This window comes from Microbacterium sp. B35-30, assembly GCF_010634855.1.
Classification (GTDB): domain Bacteria; phylum Actinomycetota; class Actinomycetes; order Actinomycetales; family Microbacteriaceae; genus Microbacterium.
This window is the reverse complement of record NZ_MWLQ01000011.1, coordinates 543,714-559,761: the sequence shown is the minus strand read 5'-3', so window position 1 is coordinate 559,761 and position 16,048 is coordinate 543,714. Positions and strand designations below refer to the sequence as shown.

16 protein-coding genes and 1 tRNA gene are annotated in these 16,048 nt (G+C 70.3%); 8 read left to right on the top strand and 9 right to left on the bottom strand.

The genetic code is table 11. The features are described from left to right. Positions 1-278 precede the first annotated feature (278 nt). The 4 genes from B2K11_RS06985 to B2K11_RS06970 form a co-directional block, all read right to left on the bottom strand. The gene (locus B2K11_RS06985; protein ID WP_163617492.1) at positions 279-515 is read right to left on the bottom strand and encodes a hypothetical protein; all 237 of its coding nucleotides are present in this window, start codon (positions 513-515) and stop codon (positions 279-281) included. 34 nt (positions 516-549) lie between these two features. Beyond that, positions 550-852, bottom strand: coding sequence for a hypothetical protein (locus B2K11_RS06980; protein WP_163617491.1), 303 nt, complete (start codon positions 850-852; stop codon positions 550-552). Between the two features lie 113 nt (positions 853-965). Next, complete coding sequence (locus B2K11_RS06975) at positions 966-1,874, bottom strand: hypothetical protein (RefSeq protein WP_163617490.1); 909 nt, start codon at positions 1,872-1,874, stop codon at positions 966-968. Between the two features lie 64 nt (positions 1,875-1,938). Further along, positions 1,939-2,631, bottom strand: a complete 693-nt coding sequence (locus B2K11_RS06970; RefSeq protein WP_163617489.1) for a phosphocholine cytidylyltransferase family protein — start codon at positions 2,629-2,631, stop codon at positions 1,939-1,941. A gap of 908 nt (positions 2,632-3,539) precedes the next feature. Here B2K11_RS06970 and B2K11_RS20585 point away from each other — a divergent pair. Genes B2K11_RS20585 through B2K11_RS06955 form a run of 3 tightly spaced genes read left to right on the top strand, consistent with a single transcriptional unit; the run spans position 3,540 to position 6,240 of the window. Further along, on the top strand, positions 3,540-4,382 hold the full coding sequence (locus tag B2K11_RS20585; RefSeq protein WP_239525796.1) for an ABC transporter ATP-binding protein: 843 nt from the start codon (positions 3,540-3,542) through the stop codon (positions 4,380-4,382). Then, the gene (locus B2K11_RS06960; protein WP_163617488.1) at positions 4,358-5,923 is read left to right on the top strand and encodes a hypothetical protein; all 1,566 of its coding nucleotides are present in this window, start codon (positions 4,358-4,360) and stop codon (positions 5,921-5,923) included. The genes B2K11_RS20585 and B2K11_RS06960 overlap by 25 nt, the downstream gene beginning before the upstream one ends. Positions 5,924-5,973: 50 nt before the next feature. Further along, positions 5,974-6,240 carry a DUF3039 domain-containing protein gene (locus B2K11_RS06955; RefSeq protein ID WP_163617487.1) on the top strand — a complete coding sequence of 89 codons (267 nt, stop codon included), beginning with the start codon at positions 5,974-5,976 and terminating at the stop codon, positions 6,238-6,240. Between the two features lie 48 nt (positions 6,241-6,288). Here B2K11_RS06955 and B2K11_RS06950 read toward each other — a convergent pair whose 3' ends face one another. Continuing rightward, a complete protein-coding gene (locus tag B2K11_RS06950) occupies positions 6,289-7,635 on the bottom strand; it encodes a nicotinate phosphoribosyltransferase (RefSeq protein WP_163617486.1) in 1,347 nt (448 codons plus the stop codon). A gap of 41 nt (positions 7,636-7,676) precedes the next feature. Here B2K11_RS06950 and murI point away from each other — a divergent pair, with 41 nt between their 5' ends. From murI to B2K11_RS06930, 4 genes are all read left to right on the top strand, one after another. Continuing rightward, positions 7,677-8,504, top strand: coding sequence for a glutamate racemase (gene murI / locus B2K11_RS06945; protein ID WP_163617485.1), 828 nt, complete (start codon positions 7,677-7,679; stop codon positions 8,502-8,504). Positions 8,505-8,606: 102 nt separating this feature from the next. Then, entirely contained in the window at positions 8,607-9,362 is a 756-nt protein-coding gene (rph, locus tag B2K11_RS06940) for a ribonuclease PH (RefSeq protein ID WP_163617484.1), read from the top strand. A gap of 17 nt (positions 9,363-9,379) precedes the next feature. Further along, positions 9,380-10,039 (top strand): RdgB/HAM1 family non-canonical purine NTP pyrophosphatase, encoded by a 660-nt coding sequence (rdgB, locus tag B2K11_RS06935; RefSeq protein ID WP_163617551.1) that lies wholly within the window; start codon positions 9,380-9,382, stop codon positions 10,037-10,039. A 94-nt stretch (positions 10,040-10,133) separates the two neighbouring features. After that, positions 10,134-11,045: a cation diffusion facilitator family transporter gene (locus tag B2K11_RS06930; protein ID WP_163617483.1), complete on the top strand. Its 912-nt coding sequence runs from the start codon at positions 10,134-10,136 to the stop codon at positions 11,043-11,045. Between the two features lie 31 nt (positions 11,046-11,076). Here B2K11_RS06930 and B2K11_RS06925 read toward each other — a convergent pair whose 3' ends face one another. After that, on the bottom strand, positions 11,077-13,755 hold the full coding sequence (locus tag B2K11_RS06925) for an ATP-dependent DNA ligase (protein ID WP_163617482.1): 2,679 nt from the start codon (positions 13,753-13,755) through the stop codon (positions 11,077-11,079). 72 nt (positions 13,756-13,827) lie between these two features. Here B2K11_RS06925 and B2K11_RS06920 point away from each other — a divergent pair, with 72 nt between their 5' ends. Next, positions 13,828-14,754, top strand: a complete 927-nt coding sequence (locus B2K11_RS06920) for a Ku protein (RefSeq protein ID WP_163617481.1) — start codon at positions 13,828-13,830, stop codon at positions 14,752-14,754. 42 nt (positions 14,755-14,796) lie between these two features. On the opposite strand, the gene B2K11_RS06915 is transcribed toward B2K11_RS06920, so the two are convergent. From B2K11_RS06915 to B2K11_RS06905, 3 genes are all read right to left on the bottom strand, one after another. Beyond that, positions 14,797-15,582, bottom strand: coding sequence for a VTT domain-containing protein (locus B2K11_RS06915; protein WP_163617480.1), 786 nt, complete (start codon positions 15,580-15,582; stop codon positions 14,797-14,799). 45 nt (positions 15,583-15,627) lie between these two features. Next, positions 15,628-15,709: transfer RNA gene (locus B2K11_RS06910), tRNA-Leu, on the bottom strand. Positions 15,710-15,780: 71 nt separating this feature from the next. Next, complete coding sequence (locus tag B2K11_RS06905) at positions 15,781-15,987, bottom strand: PLDc N-terminal domain-containing protein (protein ID WP_239525795.1); 207 nt, start codon at positions 15,985-15,987, stop codon at positions 15,781-15,783. Between the last annotated feature and the right edge of the window lie 61 nt (positions 15,988-16,048).

Genomic DNA, 16,048 nt, shown 5'->3' with positions numbered 1-16,048 from the left:
CTCGCCAGCTCGGCAGGCAGCGCGTCGTCACCGGGAACACCGGGGGAGGCGAACGCAGGGGTGGCAGACATCACGACTCGCAGACCAGAGCGGAACAGAAAACGGGAGATCCCGGCGCCCCAGCGCCGCGCACCCTGCCACCATCCCCGCGGCTCCGGCCGCACCCACTCCACCGCCCCGATCACTCGGAGCCCACCCGCCTCATCGAATCTCTGAACTACACACTATCGCTGAAGTGAGTAGCAAGCAAGAACAAAGATACGAAGATTCGGACTGATTCAGTCGATCGACTTCTGTTCACGTTCCGGATCGACCTCGTCCACCGGCGTGACCGGGATCACGATCGCTTCGACACTGCCGCCGTTGAACTCTGGCAGCCCGATGGTCCCCAGACCGCCCAGATCGATGGGTGCGGCATCCGGAAGTCTCTCCGCGCCCGACTCCGTGCGCGCCGGCTCGGACGGCAGACCCGCCCATTCGGTGGGTTCTTCGGGACGATGGCTGAACAGACCCATACCGCCATTCTCCCCCCGCGGCGCGGCCACCGGGTCACATGCCGAACCTCCAGAGATACTCCTCGCCGTCGTCGGGACGGAGCCAGGCGATCGTGACGACGGCGCAGCCGGGCTCGGCGTCGCAGAGGCACAGTTCGGCCGTGTCCCCCGGTGGCATCAGCCCCCAGTGCTCGGTCAGGGAGGCCGCACCGGCGTCGACGAAGACACGCACGACATCGAGCGGCAGTCGGCTGGCGTTGGTGACGAGCGGATGCCTGTCGTAGACCTCGTCGACACGCCAGGGCACCCGATAGGCGTGCGGCGGAGGGGGTTCGTCTGAATCGAGCGCGCGAAGCATGACCGTCACGGTAGGAGCCGGCCCCGACGCGCAGGGAGCGATATACCGGCCACGACGGTCTCGCTGTGAAGAACCCTGCGAAGTGCCGCTCGGCGAGGTGCGGGGGAGGAGCCTCAGTCGGCGGAAGGAGGCTCGATCTCGCGCTTCCTGCGCCGGACGACACTTCCGACTGCCGCCGTCGAGCGTGTCACGCCGCCGACCACGACCTCGCCGGCGCGACGGATGCCGCGTCCTGCGATTCGCTCGACGCGGTCAGCGCCCGGTCGAGGCTCCAACTCGGCCGGCAGCTGAAGCGGCGGCAGGCCGAACGCGCGCCGCGATCCGACGAGCACGCGCCGCCCCAGGATGTTGTTGCCCACGCCGCCGATGGCCGCACCGATCCCGAAGGGTAGCGCTTTGCCGATCCAGGACGCCCCGCCGCGAGCTGCGAACTGACGGATGAACGTTGACTTGAGTCGATCGACGAGCGGCCCGACGGCGGCACGCGGGAGGGACGAGGTGATGAGCTCGCCCCAGTAGCCGGAGCGAGTCGGGCCGCGTCCGGCTGCCTGACCGGCGAGCTGCGCGACGAGGTCGACGCCTTCTTTGCCGAGCATGAGGGTCAGCACGAGCGCACGTGCGCGGTCGGGATCCGCGACCGGGATGCCGTGGACCTCCGCGACCGACTGTGCGAACAGCGTCGTCGCCTCGAGGAACGCCACCGTCTCGACACCGCTGAGCGCCAGGGTGACGCCTGTGCCGATCCCCGGCACCACGGCGGTCGCGCCCACAGCAGCGCCGCCGGACGTGACGGCAGCGAGATACCGTCGCTCGAGGATGCGGACGATGTCGGCCGCTGAGGCATCGGGATGCCGCAGCCGGACGCTGCGCAGATGCGCGAGCACGACGGGCCGCTGGATCGAGAGCACCCGATCGAGCGCCCGGATGGTGAACGGGTGCTCGTCCGAGCCCGTGGGCGGCAGACCCCCCTGCCACGGCGAGTCGCCGGGCAGGGAGTGGATGCGGTGAACCTTCTCGCTCATCGCGCCGAGTCTATGCGTCCCCGGCCTGACGTCGGCTCAGGGTTGACACACCTGCGCGCAGGGGTCAGACGTAGAGATTCGCGCGCTCGAGGTCTTCGGCGAAGTCCACCTCGACGGCGTACAGGTCCGAGATGTCGAGCGGCTGGAGCAGCACGCCGTCTTCGGCGATCGCGAGCTCGAGACCGCGCTCGAAGTAGTCCTGATCGTCGACGCGCGTCAGGTGGCGCATGAACGCCTTCTTGTCGCGGCTCGAGATGTAGTTGATGCCGACGGCCTCGCCGATCCCGCCCTTGACGGTCTTCGACAACTCGTTGATGAAGCCCTCAGCCGTGACGGTGTACTTGACCTCTTCGTCGCTGACCTTGGAGGTGTTGACGGTGACGAACGACTGGTCGCGCTCGATGAGTTCGATGGCGCGACCGAGGACACGCGGGTCGAAGACCACGTCGCCGTTCATCCAGAGCACGCCGCCCTTACCGGTCTTCGCGAGGGCGCGCAGCAGGCTCTTGGAGGTGTTGGTCTGGTCGTAGCGGTCGTTGTAGACGTAGTCCACGTCCGGGAAGGCCTCGACCACGGTCTCTGCGCGATAGCCCACCACAGTGGTGATCCTGGCGTCGCTGCCGAAGGCGGCACGAATGTTGTCGTGCTGCTGCTGCATGATGCTGCGGCCGTCGCTCAGCTCAGTGAGCGGTTTGGGAAGGCTGCGGCCGAGGCGCGAGCCCATTCCGGCTGCGAGGATGACGGTCTGAAGGGTCAAAAGTCTTCTCCTGAAGTGCGTGATTCACTGCCGGTTCACCGGCGCGACACCCCTTCGTGCCGGGACCATGCTATCCATGACCCCTGGGAAGGCGCATAATGTCGGGCTCCCGTTGCCGATTCGTGACATAACGCGATTGCCCGCGACGCGGCGACACGAACTGCCCCGGGATCAGACCCGCTTGATACGTTGGTCAGGTGACAGCCTCCCTCCCGGTGCCGAATGACATCGATCCGGATGAGCCGGACCGTCACTCCGATGCGCACGCCGTGCGCCTCGCGGACACGGTACTGCCGGCCACGGACAAGCCCCGCCGCCCGCCCCGCAAGCCGCGCTCGGACAAGGGCACGCCGCGCACGCCGCGCACCCCCGCGCGAAAGGCCGAGCCGCAGACCGATCCGGGTCCGCCGCCGCCCTTGCCGAGCGATCTCGAACTCGCCGCGAGCGCCGCCGCGCGCATCGTCGTCCCGCCGCGCCCGCCCCTCCCGCCGACCACGGACACACCGCCCGCCGACGCAGCTCCCGTACGCCCCCGCGAGACCGACCCCGAACTCGAATCCGGGCCGCCGGAAGCCCGGGGCGCATCCTCCGCAGAACCCGCACGCGACGCTGCCAGCCCGCCGGAGTCCGCGGTCCATCCCGCACCCGGTTCCGAACCGCAGGAAATCTCGAAGATCACGCCTCTTGCCGATTCCGCCGCGGTGGTCGATGCTGAGCCCGTGGTCGAGTCTGCGCCGGTGGCCGAGCCCGCGGCGCCGGTCGAGTCCGCGCCCGAGCGCGTTTCCGCGCCTGCGTCCGAGGCAGCGGCCTCCATCGCGCCCGCACCTACGCCTGCCCCGGACCTCGACCCCGGGACCCGGCGCGGCGTCCCGCCCGTAGCCGCGCCTCAGCCGTCGTCGGTCCCGCCCGTGGTCGAGAGCACCCCGGCCGTGGCGGGCACGGCGGCTGCGGCATCCGTCATTCCCGGCACCGCGGCGCTGCCCGTCACAGGCGGCGATGCGCTCGTGCTGCGCGGCGTCACCAAGCGGTTCGGCAGCACTCACGCGGTCGACGGCATCGATCTCACCGTGCCCGCCGGGACGTTCTACGGCCTGGTCGGCCCGAACGGCGCCGGCAAGACCACGACGCTCTCGATGATCGCCGGCCTCCTCGAACCCGATCGCGGCACGATCCACATCGGCGGGGTGGATGCCGCGGCCAAGCCGCTCGCAGCCAAGCGGCTGATGGGCGTCCTGCCCGATCGGCTGCGCACCTTCGACCGTCTGACGGGGCGCCAGCTGCTCTACTACTACGGAGTGCTGCGCAAGCTCCCTCCGGCCGTCGTCGAGAGTCGAACCGCGGACCTGGCGCGCGCATTCGATCTCGAGGACGCGCTCGGCCGGAGCGTGTCGGACTACTCGGCCGGCATGCTCAAGAAGGTCATGCTCGCCGGGGCGCTCATCCATTCGCCGCGCCTGCTCGTGCTGGACGAGCCGTTCGAGGCGGTCGATCCCGTCTCGAGCTCGATCATCCTCGACATCCTCTCGGCGTACGTGGCGCACGGCGGCACGGTGATCCTGTCGAGTCACGGCATGGACCTCGTCGAGCGGGTCTGCACCCGCGTGGCGGTCATCGTCGCGGGTCAGGTGCTCGCCGAGGGCACCGTCGCCGAGGTGCGGGGCGAGCTCACGCTCGAGCAGCGCTTCGTCGAACTGGCCGGAGGCCTCAGCGACGTGGAGGGCCTCGAGTGGCTGCACACGTTCTCCGACTGAGGATCGCGCTGCTCTTCGGCGCGCTCCGCGGGGACGCGGGGCACGTCGTCCGCGTCGTCGGCGCGCTGGTCCTCCTCCTCGCCGCGACGGTGGCGGCCTGCTGGGGCCTGCTGACGCTGCGGGATGCCGCCACCGAGGAGGTGCTGGCGGTCACCGTGCTCGGCGGCTCCGCGGTCACGCTCGGCTTCGCGCTCGCGCCCCTGTTCGGCGCGGTGGACGATCCGCTGGATCCGCGGCGGTTCGCGCTCTTCGGCCTGCCGCGGGGTGGGCTCGCAGCAGTGCTCGCCGTCGCCGGACTCATCAGCGTGCCGATCATGGTGCTGGTTGCCGTCGCCGTGTGCGCCGCGATCGTCTGGGCCGACCACGGCGTGCCGGTCGCTGTCGGCATCGTAAGCGTGGTCCTGGGAGTCCTGACCTGTGCGCTGCTCGCGCGCCTGTGCATGGCGCTGGCGTCGCTGTTCCTGCGCGAGCGGCGATCGCGCGAGCTGTCGGGGGTGTTCGTGCTCGTGGTGCTGGTGGTGGTGGTGCCGGTGGGCGTGTTCCTGGCATCCCTCGAGTGGCAGGGCGCCGTGCCGCCGCAGCTGCTCGCGGCCGTGGACGCGCTGACCTTGACGCCGCTCGGGGCGGCCTGGGCGCTTCCGGGCGTGGTGGCCGTCCGCGGCGACGCCTGGCTGCCCGCACTCGTCGCCGTGGCGACCATCGTGGTGCTCGCCCTGCTCTGGGCCTGGGCTGTTCGTCGGCTGCTCACGACGACCGAGCGGCCCACGACGGGCCGTGCGCGCGGCGGTCTGGGGTGGTTCGGCGTGGCGCCGGGAACGCCGGGAGGCGCCGTCGCGGCGCGCAGCCTCGTCTACTGGTTCGGCGATCGCCGCTACGTCGTCAACGGTCTGGTGATCCCGTTCGCGGCGGCGATCACGGTGGTGCCGCTGCTCATCGCCGGCGTTCCTCCCGAGCTCGTCGCGCTGGTGCCTGTGCCGTTCGCGGCGCTCTTCCTCGGGTGGCTGCCGCACGACGACCTCGCCTACGACTCCACGGCGGTGTGGATGCACATCGCAAGCGGCGTCCGGGGTGTCTCCGACCGCGTCGGGCGACTGGTGCCGGTGCTCCTCGTCGGCGTGCCGCTGCTGGCGGTGGCAATTCCCGTCGCGACGACGCTTCACGGGCGGTGGGCGGTGCTGCCGGCGCTCACCGGTGTGTGTGCCGCGCTGTTCCTGTCCGGTCTGGGGCTGTCGAGCATCTCGTCGGTGGTCGCGCCCTATGCGGTCTCGCGGCCCGGCGAAAGCCCCTTCCAGCAGCCGCAGCGCACGAGCGCGGTCGGCGCGCTCTCGCAGGGTTCCGTCATGCTCGGCGCGCTCCTCCTGTCGACGCCGGTGCTCTGGTGCGGCTGGCTCGCGCTGCAGGGAGACACGGATGCCGCGGACATGGCGCTGTGGGGCGGCCTCGCCATCGGACTCGGCGTGCTGGTCGTCGGCATCACCATCGGGGCGATCGCGTTCGAGCGTCGCGGCGGGCGCCTGATGGAGTTCGCCGAGTCGACCTGACTCGTCCCGACGGACCCGACACCGGTCGGCCCCGACTACACTGACAGACCATGAGCACCCCGCTGGACAGCCCTGATCAGGGCGGCATCGCGACCCTCGATCGCGAGCTCGAAGAGCTCCTCAAAGAAGAGAACATCGAGCCGGGTGACCACGAGCGCTTCTCGCATTATGTGAAGAAGGACAAGATCCTCGAGTCCGCGATCACCGGCAAGCCGGTGCGTGCGCTGTGTGGCAAGAAGTGGACGCCCGGCCGCGACCCCGAGAAGTTCCCGGTCTGCCCGACCTGCAAAGAGATCTACGAGTCCCTCGGCGCCTGACACCGGCCGTCGGATCGCGCAGGTGCGAGCCCGCGCCGCGCGTGAGCGTCACTCTGCGTCGGCGTAGACCGTCGGGATGGCCGGGTCGGAGCGGCTGAGGGCGAGCGCGCGCACCGGAAGCTCCTCGCGCACGCGCGCGTGATGCGCCCGGGCGGCTTCCACGCCGTCGGTGCCCTCGAACGCGGCATCCGGTGCGCCGTCGGTCACGAGCGGCACCTGCAACGGCCGCGCCCGCGGGTGCGACGCCCCCGTGTCGAGGGCTTCGAAGCCATCGGACACGACGATGAGCTCGCTCGTGGCCGTGCCGTCGTCCAGCGTGCGGAACGCCGCCTTGCGCCCGCCCTTCGAACCCTTGTCGGTCGACGCCTTCGCCACGCCGACCCACCCGGCGTCGCCCTGCCGGGCGACCAGCTTGTACACCATCCCGGCGGTCGGGGTTCCGGACCCGGTCACCACCGAGGTGCCTACCCCGTACGAGTCGACGGGGGATGCCGCGAGGGCAGCGATCGCGTACTCGTCGAGGTCGCTCGTCACCGTGATGCGGGTGCCGGTCGCTCCAAGCTCGTCGAGCTGAGCGCGCACCTCGGCCGCGACGGTGGGAAGGTCTCCGGAATCGATGCGCACGCCCCCGAGCCCGGGGCCGGCGATGCGCACGGCCGTCTCGACGCCGCGGCGGATGTCGTACGTGTCGACGAGCAGCGTGGTGCCCACGCCCAGCGCCTCGATCTGGGCGCGGAAGGCGTCCTCTTCGGTGTCGTGCAGCAGCGTCCACGAGTGCGCGGCGGTGCCCATCGTGGGGATGCCCCACCGCCGGCCGGCTTCGAGGTTGGAGGTCGCGGCGAAGCCGACGATGTATGCCGCGCGTGCGGCGGCGACCGCCGACCCCTCCGCCGCCCGGCGTGAGCCCATCTCGGCGAGGGGCCGGTCGCCCGCCGCCACACTCATGCGCGCGGCCGCGGTCGCGATGGCGGAGTCGTGGTTGAGCACGCTCAGCGCGAGCGTCTCGAGCACGACGGCCTCGGCGAACGTGCCCTCGATGGTCAGGATGGGGGAGCCGGGGAAGTACAGCTCGCCCTCGCGGTAGCCGGTGATCGAGCCGGTGAAGCGGTAACCCTCGAGGAAGTCGAGGGTCGCGGCATCCACCACCTTCTCGTCACGGAGGAACCGCAGCTCTTCGTCGGCGAAGCGGAAGTCGCGGATCAGCGACAGCAGCCGGCCGGTGCCCGCGACCACGCCGAAGCGCCTGCCCGCCGACAGCCGCCGGCCGAACAGCTCGAACACGCAGCGGCGGTCGGCCGTGCCGTCGCGGAGGGCCGCGTCGACCATGGTGAGCTCGTAGCGGTCCGTCAGCAGGGCGGTCGAGGCGCCCTCTCGCGAAGCGTGCCCGTGGGTCATGCGGGCCAGCCTAGTGAGCGGCTGGCGTAGGCTGGGGCATCGTGAACGACGCGCCGATCGGAATCTTCGACTCCGGAGTCGGCGGACTCACCGTCGCGCGGGCCGTCTCGGCCCAGCTGCCGCAGGAGTCGATCCTCTACATCGGCGACACCGCACGTTCGCCTTACGGGCCGAAGCCCATCGCGGATGTGCGCCGCTACGCGCTCGAGGTGCTCGACGACCTGGTGGCGCAGGGCGTCAAGATGCTCGTGATCGCGTGCAACACCGCGTCGGCCGCCATGCTGCGCGACGCGCGAGAGCGCTATGACGTTCCGGTCGTCGAGGTGATCAACCCCGCCGTGCGGACCGCGATGTCGACGACCCGCAACGGGCGCGTCGGCGTCATCGGCACCGCCGGCACCATCAGCTCGGGCGCCTACCAGGACATGCTCGGGGTGAACGAACGGCTCACGGTCTTCGCCCAGGCCTGCCCGCGGTTCGTGGAGTTCGTCGAGGCCGGCATCACCGGCTCGCCCGAGGTGCTCGCGGTCGCCGAGGAGTATCTGGCGCCACTTCGCCACGCCGGCGTCGACACCTTGGTGCTCGGCTGCACGCACTATCCGTTCCTCGAGGGCGCGATCAGCTATGTCATGGGGCCCGAGGTCAGCCTGGTGTCGAGCGATACCGAGACCGCGAAGGATGTCTACCGTCAGCTGGTCTCCCGCGACCTGCTCGCGGGTCCGGATGCCGAACCCCAGCACGTCTACGAAGCCACTGGCGCGTCCGCCGACGAGTTCCTGCGCCTCGCCCACCGGCTCATGGGCCGCGAGGTCAGCTCGGTGCGGCTGGTCCAGACCGGCGCCATCGATCTGCCGACGCGACTCGGCTGAGGCATCCGTGTCCCACAATTCCCGCACCATGTCCCGAAAACCACCGCTCCCGGCATCCGGAAGCGATCGAATTCGGGACATGCGCACCGTCAGAGGAGAGAAATGACCGACATCACCCGCGCCGATGGCCGCACCGTCGACCAGCTGCGTCCCGTCACCATCGAGCGGGGCTGGTCGAGCCAGGCAGAAGGCTCGGCCCTGATTTCGTTCGGCAACACGAAGGTGCTGTGCACCGCGTCGTTCACCAACGGCGTGCCGCGCTGGCTCTCGGGCAAGGGCAAGGGCTGGATCACCGCGGAGTACGCGATGCTGCCGCGCGCGACGAACGAGCGCAACGACCGCGAGAGCGTCAAGGGCAAGATCGGCGGCCGCACGCATGAGATCTCGCGCCTGATCGGCCGGGCACTGCGCGCCGTCGTCGACACCAAGGCGCTGGGTGAGAACACGATCGTGATCGACTGCGACGTGCTGCAGGCCGACGGAGGCACGCGCACGGCGGCCATCACGGGCGCATACGTCGCGCTGGCGGACGCGATCGAGTGGGGCCGGCGCAAGAAGTTCATCGGGCAGAAGGCGCAGGTGCTGTTCGACTCGGTGTCGGCCGTGTCTGTCGGCATCATCGACGGCGAGCCGATGCTCGACCTGGCCTATGTCGAGGACGTCCGCGCCGAGACCGACATGAACATCGTGGTCACCGGTCGCGGTCTGTTCGTCGAGGTGCAGGGCACCGCCGAGGGCGCGCCCTTCGACAAGCGCGAACTCGACGCCCTCCTCGAGCTCGGCGTCAACGGCTGCGTCGACCTGCGCACGCGCCAGCTCGCCGCGCTCGGCGAGGGTGTCGCCGGGGGCGCGGCATGACCGCCCACCCGGACGACATGGCGGATGCCATCGCCGAGGCGGAGGCCCAGACTGCCGCCGATGCGGACGGCGTCGTGCGCCAGATCGTGCTCGCGACCCACAATCGCCACAAGGTCGAGGAGTTCCAGGCGATCGTCGCGATCACGCGGCCGGATCTCGTGGTCGTGGCCTACAACGGCCCTGAGCCGGTCGAGGACGGTGTCACGTTCGCCGAGAACGCGCTGATCAAGGCGCGTGCCGCGGCGGAGTACACCGGCCTGCCTGCTCTCGCGGACGACTCGGGCATCTGCGTCGATGTGCTCGGCGGCGCGCCCGGGGTGTTCTCGGCCTACTGGGCAGGACACGCGAAGGATGCCGCGGCCAACCTGAATCTGCTGCTCGACCAGCTGTCCGACATCCGCGATCCGCACCGCACGGCGCAGTTCGTCTCGACGATCGCGTTCGTGGTGCCGGGGGACGCCTCGCGCGAGAGCGTGGTGGAGGGCGTGTGGCCCGGTCGCCTGGCGGAGGCGGCCGCGGGCGAGGGGGGCTTCGGCTACGATCCCATCTTCATCCCCGACGGGCAGGCGCCCGACGCCGAGCGGACGGTCGGCGAGTGGAACGCCCTCGAGAAGAATGCGGCATCCCATCGCGCTCGCGCCTTCGAGGCGCTCGCACCGCTGCTCGCCGAGCTCTGACCCGTCGCCGGCGGTGCTGCGACTGAAAATCACGATCATTCCCGACTAGCCGGATCGGGCCGTTCCGGGCCGGTCGCGGGCTTAGCCTGGGCGCATGCACGATCACGCGCCGACCGGGATCCGGGGGGCCGGCAACCGCCGCCTCCTCACGATCTCGCTGGCGATCACCGCCACCGTCATGGTGGTGCAGATCGTCGGGGCGGCGCTGTCGGGATCCCTTGCGCTCTTCGCCGACGCGGCGCACATGTTCACGGATGCCGCAGCCCTCGTGATCGCCCTCGTCGCGAGCACGGTCGCCGCGCGGCCGGCCAACGACCGCCGCACCTTCGGCTATCAGCGGGCCGAGGTCTTCGGCGCCCTGGTCAACGGCATCATCCTCATCCTGCTGTCAGCGTGGGTGGCGTATGAAGGCGTCTCGCGGCTGCTGAATCCCGGCGAGGCCGAGGTCGCCGGCGGTCTCATGCTGGTCGTCGCCGTGATCGGACTCGTCGCGAACGCCGTCGCGATGTGGCTGCTCGGCGCGGCGCAGCGGCACAGCATCAACGTGCGTGGTGCGTATCTCGAGGTGCTCGGCGACCTGGTCGGGTCGGCTGCCGTCATCGTCGCGGCGATCGTCGTGCTCACCACGGGGTGGAATCAGGCCGACGCGATCGCGTCGCTCTTCATCGCGGCGATGATCGTGCCGCGCGCGATCGGGCTGCTCCGCGAGGTTGTGTCGGTGCTCGCCGAATCGGCGCCCGAGGGCACGCACGTCACGGAGATCCGCGAACACATCCTCGCCACGCCCGGTGTCGTCGACGTGCACGACGTCCACGTGTGGCAGCTGACCCGCGGCGCACCGGTGTTCACGGCCCACGTCGTCGTCGACGATGCCGCGCTCGCGGACGGCCGGGCAGCCGGCATCCTGAGCGGTCTGCAGACCTGTCTGTCGCAGCACTTCGACGTGGAGCACTCGACCTTCCAGCTCGAGCCCGCCGGCCACGTCGAGCACGAAGCCCACGCCTGAGCACGAACCCCACGCCTGAGCGGGAAGCCGGTCAGTCCTCGCGGCGCACCTCCTCGGGCTGCTTGTCGGGACGCAGCCCCCGCCACCGCGGATGGCGGAGGATGCCGCCCGGCGTGAACTCGCCGTACTCCACCTCTCCGACGAGCTCCGGGCGCACCCACAGGGCGTCGCGGGCGTCGAGCGGAGGCACGCCGGTCAGGGGATTGTCGTCGGTGCGCAGGGGCAGCAGCTTCTTCATGAGCGTCGCGAGCGTCGAGTCGCTGAAGCCGGACCCGACGCGGCCGGCGTACCGCAGGCCCCCCTCGTCCGGGATGCCGAGCAGCAGCGATCCGAAGGTGCTGCTGCGCCCGCCCTTGCCGGGACGGATGCCCGCGATCACCACCTCCTGCGTGCGGGTGATCTTGACCTTCAGCCAGGATTCGGAGCGGCCGCCGCGCAGGTAGCGCGAGCTCGGGTCTTTGACGACGATCCCCTCGAGCCGCAGCTGCACGCTCGTATCGAGGGCCGCGTCGACATCGTCGAACACCGGCGGCACGGCGATCGCATCGACGGTCCCCACGTTCCCTCCACGCGGCGCTGGCACGCCGCGCGGAGCCTCTGAACGCGTGGGCCCAGCCGCCGCCACTGCTTCGAGCACATCGCGCCGTTCGCGCAGCGGGAGGTCGACGAGATCGTCGCCGTCGTGGGCGAGGATGTCGAACAGGTAGTAGCGCACCGGCGTGCGCCGGGCCTCCCGCGCGATGTCGCCGGCCCGCTCGAGGTTCATGCGCGTCTGCAGCAGCGGGAAGCTGGGACGACCATCGGGCTCGAGCGCCACCAGCTCACCGTCCAGCACGGCCGGCTCGCGGCCGAGTCCGGCGTCGACCGCCGTCAGCTCGGGGTACCGGTGAGTCACCTCGTTGCCGCTGCGCGCGAAGAGCCGCAGTCGGCGACCGTCCCACGCGCCGACGGCACGGATGCCGTCCCATTTCATCTCGACCCACGCGGGTGCGCCCCAGCGCTCCGAGGCGGCGCGGGCGACGGCGGGGGTCGCCGTCGTCGACAGCATCGGGCGCAGTTCCTCACCGTGGGGGAGCGGCGCCGCCGACGGTTCGGCCCCTGCGTCGTCGCCCGGATCAGGTCTTCTGCCGACGACAGGACGCTTCACGCCGGTTCGTCCTGTCTGCGCCGGACCTCCTGTTCCGGATGCCGTCGGCCGGAATTCCGCCCCGGGGGACGACGCATGCCGCTCGTGGCCGGTGCGGGCGGCCTGGCGCGGCTCGTCGGCTTGGGGAGTGGGCTCCACGACGGTGCCGTCCGGCTGCGGCCCGCCGTCGGCATCCGTCTTCATCCGGTGCAGCAGCCAGCTCGACTTCTCGCCCTCGCCCTCCGTGCGGATGAGCGCGAGGCGGACGCGGCCGAGCGGCCCACCGGGGCGCCCTTCGAGCGTCGCGATGATCTCGTCGTCGCGCCACTTCTCGAGGTCGTAGCGGCCGTCATCCCAGATGGTCACCGTGCCGCCGCCGTACTCGCCGGCGGGGATCGTGCCCTCGAAGGTCGCGTACTCCATGGGGTGGTCCTCGGTCATGACGGCGAGGTTGTTCCGCTTGTACGAGTGCGGGACGCCGCGCGGCACCGCCCAGCTCACCAGCACGCCGTCGCGCTCGAGTCGGAAATCCCAGTGCAGGCGGCTGGCGTGGTGCTCCTGGATCACGAAGCGCGGCCGCTCGCCCGAAGGGGTCGCGCCCAGCGGGTTCGCCGGCACGGGCTCGGGTGTGCGCTGCGCGCTGCGCTTGGAGATGTAGGCCGACAGCGGTCCGGACTCCGCCTCGCGCCCGCCGGCGTGGAAGCCGAGGGCCGCCATGGGATCGCCGATGGTCTCGATGCGCTCGAGGACCTCGGTGAACTCGAGGTGGCGCAGCTCGGGGTCGTCGAGCTCGTCCCACGTGCGGGGCGCCGCAACCGTCGGATGTGCGCGGCCGCGGAGCGAGTACGGGGCGATCGTCGTCTTCGACCCGTTGTTCTGACTCCAGTCGATGAGCACCTTCCCGTGGCGCTCGCTCTTCTTCATGCTGCTGACGACGAGGTCGCGGTGGTCAGCCTCGATCGCTCGGGCGAGCTCGTTCGCCAACGTGGACGCCTCCTCGGTCGACTGGCCGGGCGGTAGGGCGGTGTAGAGATGGATGCCCTTGCTGCCGCTCGTGACCGGATACGGCTCCAGCCCCATGCCGCGAAGGATGTCGCGCGCCCAGCCCGCGACGACGGCGCACTCCTGCAGACCGGCGCCGGGGCCCGGATCCAGGTCGAGGACGAGCCGGTCGGCGGGGCCGCGACCGCCGTCCGGCGCGAAGCGCCACTGCGGCACATGCAGCTCGAGGCTGGCCACCTGCGCCAGGTAGACGAGCGTCGGGATGTCGCCGACCAGCGGATACTCCTTGGTTCCCGTGGAGTGGGGGATCGGCATCCGTCTCACCCATGACGGTGCACCCCGCTCGAGGTCCTTCGCGAAGAAGACCATGCCCGGGTCGTCCTCGGTGCCGACGCCGTCGGGCCACCTCTTGCGGGTCACGGGACGCCCGATGACGTGGGGGATCAGCACCTCGCCGATGCGCGAGTAGTAGTCGATGACCTCGCCCTTGGTGGTGCCCGACTCGGGGTAGAGCACCTTGTCGAGGTTGGTGATGCGCAGGCGCCGGCCGCCGATGCGCACCAGCTGCTCGTCGCCCGCCATGTGCACAGATTATCGGCGACGTCGCCCGCAAGGGGGTGGTCCGGTGTCGCCGCCCTGGTGTTCACTGGTGTGATGAGGGCGATCTGGAAGGGTGCACTGACGTTCGGGCTCGTCAACGTGCCGGTGAAGGTGTACTCGGCGACCGAGGACCATGACGTGTCGCTGCATCAGGTGCACAACAAGGACGGCGGGCGCATCCGCTACCAGCGGGTGTGCGAGATCGACGGCGAGGTCGTGCCGTACTCCGACATCGACAAGGCGTACGACGACGGCGACAAGACCGTCGTCCTCACCAAAGACGATCTCGGCGCGCTTCCGGCCGAGAAGAGTCGTGAGATCGACGTCGTCGAGTTCGTGCCGAGCGAGCAGATCGATCTGCTGACGCTCGATCGCGCCTACTACCTCGAGCCGGACTCGAGCTCGCCCAAGGCGTACGTGCTGCTGCGCAAGACGCTCGAGCAGACCGACCGCACGGCGATCGTCCGGTTCTCGCTGCGGCAGAAGACGCGGCTGGCCGCCCTCCGCGTGCGCGGCGACGTGCTCGTGCTGCAGACCCTGCTGTGGGCCGACGAGGTGCGCGAAGCAGCGTTCCCGGCGCTGGATGAGAGCGTGCGGATCTCGGCGAAGGAGCTCGAGCTGTCGGCATCCCTCGTCGAGAGCTTCTCGAGCGACTTCGATCCCGAGGAGTTCACCGACGAGTACCAGCAGGAGCTGCGCACCCTGATCGAGGCGAAGCTCGAGCAGGGCGACGCGCTCGACACCTCCGAGACGTTCGGCGAGCAGGAGGAAGAGGCGGCGGGCGGGGAGGTCATCGACCTCATGGCCGCGCTCCGCGCGAGCGTCGAGAAGTCGCGCGCTGCTCGGGAAGGCGGCGGATCGAAGGCGTCGGGCAAGAAGGATGCCGGGGCGGACGAGAAGCCGGCGGCGAAGGCATCCGCCAAGAAGCCCGCGGCGAAGTCGCCGGCCAAGAAGCCCGCCGCCAAGAAGAAGGCCTCCTGACGGCCTGAGCCACGGCTCGCCGTCGGGTCAGGCCATCGGGGCTCAGGCTCGCGGAGCGCCGCCCTCGTGGTGCTCGGGGCCGCGGTCGAACACCTCGGGATCGAGCACGAGCGCCTCGGCCTCACCGTGGTCGGTGACGACATCCTCACCGGCTGCGGCGGCCTTCTTGGCCTTGCTGCGTTCGCGGAAGTAGTGCCACAGCGTCACGAGCGCCGTGCCGCCGACCGCGGCGAGCAGGATCAGGTCGATGTAGTTCTCGACGAAGGTGGCGACCGGCGGGATGAACCCGATGGCGTAGCCGAACATGGTGAGGCCGAAGCCCCACAGGACCGCGCCGATGAAGTTGTAGAGCGTGTACTTCCACTTGTTCATGTGCCCGACGCCCGCCGCCACGGGGGCGAAGGTGCGCACGATCGGCACGAAGCGGGCGAGGATGATCGTCAGTCCGCCAAACCGCTCGAAGAACGCGTTCGTGCGCTCGACGTTCTTCACGCTGAACAGGCCGGATTCCTTCTTCTCGAAGACCGCCGGGCCGCCCTTGTGGCCGATGTAGTAGCCCACCTCCCCGCCGAGGAAGGCGGCGAGACCGATCAACAGCGCCACCCACCACACGCTGATGCCGAACACGCCGTTGGGGGCATACGACTGCGGGTGCGACAGCAGGCCGGAGATGACGAGGAGCGTGTCGCCGGGGAGGAGGAATCCGATGAGCAGGCCCGTCTCGGCGAAGACGATGAAGCACACGGCGACGAGCGCCCAGGGGCCCGCCCATTCGATGATGGCGGCCGGATCCAGCCAGGGGATCAAGGCGGTGGGAACAGCGTGCACGATGGGTTTCCCGTCGTCAGTCGGCGGAGGATGCGAGAACTCGCGTGCGGAAGGTGGGACTTGAACCCACACGCCCGAAGGCACAGGAACCTAAATCCTGCGTGTCTGCCGATTTCACCACTCCCGCAAGTGGCTCTCAGTCTACTGAGGGGACTGGGGGTCGGCGGTGGGGCTGGCCCCCGGCTTCGGGCGCGCGGATCAGCGGCGGATGCCGAACAGGAAGTAGCTCGCCGGGCCGATCCAGTTCACGAGGATCGCTGGGACCCACGCCGCCTTGGGCCCGCGCACCTCGTCGGCCTCGCGGTGGGACAGATCCCAGAACGCCAGGAACGCGAACACGACCTGCACGAGGCCGAGGACGCCGAGGCCTGCCTTCGCCGCCGGCGCCAGTTCCGTCTTCGTCATCATCGTCGTCCTTTCGTCGGTGGCTCCATCCTGCCCCTCGAGGGCGGCGGCCGCATCTGTG